Genomic DNA, 2,500 nt, shown 5'->3' on the forward strand with positions numbered 1-2,500 from the left:
GCGGCATGGCGCCCGCCGAGTTCACGAACCGCCCCAGCCACGGGCATGAGGACACCGAAGCTAACTTATCAACGGCCTGAAAATGGGGAGCACGTCACCGGACGCAGGCGGCAGCCGCTTGCGCCGGAAACGACAACGCCGCCCCGAGGGGCGGCGTTTGTAGTTTTATGACGTTGGTTGCGGGGACAGGATTTGAACCTGTGACCTTCAGGTTATGAGCCTGACGAGCTACCGGGCTGCTCCACCCCGCGACACCTTGGTCGCCCTTGAGGGCGTAAGGGGTGAGATGAGATTGTGAATGGTATGTGCACCGGCTTCAATGCCTGGCGACGACCTACTCTTCCATTGCTTGAGCAATAGTACCATTGGCGCAGGCTGGTTTCACGGCCGAGTTCGGGATGGGATCGGGTGGTTCACAGACGCTATAGCCACCAGGCAATGAAGCGGGTGCACATTGTTTTTCAAATCGATGTTCAAGGGCTGAGGAGTTTTCAACCACGCCGTATGTCGAGCAGCCAGTGCTGACGTTGGGGGTGTGAACTCTACAAGCGCGAATAGGACAATTAGTATCGGTTAGCTTCACGCATTACTGCGCTTCCACATCCGATCTATCAAGGTCGTGGTCTCCGACCGTCCTAAGAAATCTTATCTTGAGGGAGGCTTCCCGCTTAGATGCTTTCAGCGGTTATCCCGTCCGTACATAGCTACCCTGCTGCGCCGTTGGCACGACGACAGGTACACCAGAGGTACGTTCAACCCGGTCCTCTCGTACTAGGGTCAACTCCTCTCAAATTTCGACGCCCACGGCAGATAGGGACCAAACTGTCTCGCGACGTTCTGAACCCAGCTCACGTACCACTTTAATTGGCGAACAGCCAAACCCTTGGGACCTGCTCCAGCCCCAGGATGTGATGAGCCGACATCGAGGTGCCAAACAACCCCGTCGATATGAGCTCTTGGGGGTTATCAGCCTGTTATCCCCGGCGTACCTTTTATCCGTTGAGCGATGGCCCTTCCACGAGGGACCACCGGATCACTATGACCGACTTTCGTCTCTGCTCGACTTGTCAGTCTCGCAGTCAGGCTGGCTTATGCCATTGCACTCTAACAGACGGTTTCCAACCGTCCTGAGCCAACCTTCGCGCGCCTCCGTTACTCTTTAGGAGGCGACCGCCCCAGTCAAACTACCCGCCACAGAGGGTCCCTCGCCCAGTTTCATGGGCGCAGGTTAGACATCAGAAAACAACAGGGTGGTATTTCACCTATGGCTCCACGTCAGCTGGCGCCGACGCTTCAAAGCCTCCCACCTATGCTACACAGTTCTTTCCTAATGCCACTCTGAAGCTGCAGTAAAGGTGCACGGGGTCTTTCCGTCTAACCGCGGGTACTCCGCATCTTCACGGAGAATTCAATTTCGCTGAGCATGTCCTGGAGACAGTGGGGAAGTCGTTACGCCATTCGTGCAGGTCGGAACTTACCCGACAAGGAATTTCGCTACCTTAGGACCGTTATAGTTACGGCCGCCGTTTACCTGGGCTTCATTTCAGAGCTTGCACCCCTCCACTTAACCTTCAGGCACCGGGCAGGCGTCAGGCCCTATACGTCGTCTTGAAGCCGACTTAGCAGAGCCCTGTGTTTTTGCTAAACAGTCGCTACCCCCTGGCCTGTGCCCCCCACAAGAGCTTGCGCCTATGTGGGGCCTCCTTCTTCCGAAGGTACGGAGGCAATTTGCCGAGTTCCTTCAGGACACTTCTCTCAAGCGCCTTGGTATACTCTACCTGACCACCTGTGTCGGTTTCGGGTACGGTCTATACGGTGGGGCTATTTCCCGGGACAGCTTCGAAGCCAGACCAATCCGATAAGGTCTGACAACACACGCCATCCGTCACACACCACCAGGCCCACGAATATTAACGTGGTTCCCATCGACTACCCCCTTCGGGCTCGTCTTAGGGGCCGGCTCACCCTGCGCGGATTAGCCTTGCGCAGGAACCCTTGGTCTTTCGGCGAAAGGGCATCTCACCCTTTTTATCGCTACTCATGTCTGCATTCGCACTTCCGATACCTCCACGACCCATTACCAGATCGCTTCACAGGCGTACGGAACGCTCCGCTACCGCGTGACGCTAAAGCGCCACACCCTAAGCTTCGGTGCGTGTCTTGAGCCCCGTTACATCTTCGCCGCAGGAACCCTTGTTTAGACCAGTGAGCTGTTACGCTTTCTTTAAAGGATGGCTGCTTCTAAGCCAACCTCCTGGTTGTTTTGGGATTCCCACATGCTTTCCCACTTAGACACGACTTGGGGACCTTAGCTGTAGGTCAGGGCTGTTTCCCTTTTGACGACGGACCTTAGCACCCGCCGTCTGTCTCCCGGATATCACTCTTATGTATTCGGAGTTTGGTTAGTATTGGTAGATCTCGCGACCCCCGCAACCATCCAGTGCTCTACCCCATAAGGTGTCCATCCGAGGCACTACCTCAATAGTTTTCGCGGAGAACC

1 tRNA gene and 2 rRNA genes (1 of these 3 cut by a window edge) are annotated in these 2,500 nt (G+C 55.8%); all 3 read right to left on the minus strand.

Annotated elements, in window-relative coordinates:
• Positions 1 to 174 precede the first annotated feature (174 nt).
• Positions 175 to 251 (minus strand) — tRNA-Met (locus ASE67_RS03765).
• A gap of 70 nt (positions 252 to 321) precedes the next feature.
• Positions 322 to 436: ribosomal RNA gene (gene rrf, locus ASE67_RS03770) — 5S ribosomal RNA — on the minus strand.
• Positions 437 to 543: 107 nt separating this feature from the next.
• Positions 544 to 2,500: ribosomal RNA gene (locus tag ASE67_RS03775) — 23S ribosomal RNA — on the minus strand (it continues 837 nt past the right edge of the window).

The organism is Sphingomonas sp. Leaf23, from assembly GCF_001421585.1.
In the GTDB taxonomy this organism is placed as follows: domain Bacteria; phylum Pseudomonadota; class Alphaproteobacteria; order Sphingomonadales; family Sphingomonadaceae; genus Sphingomonas.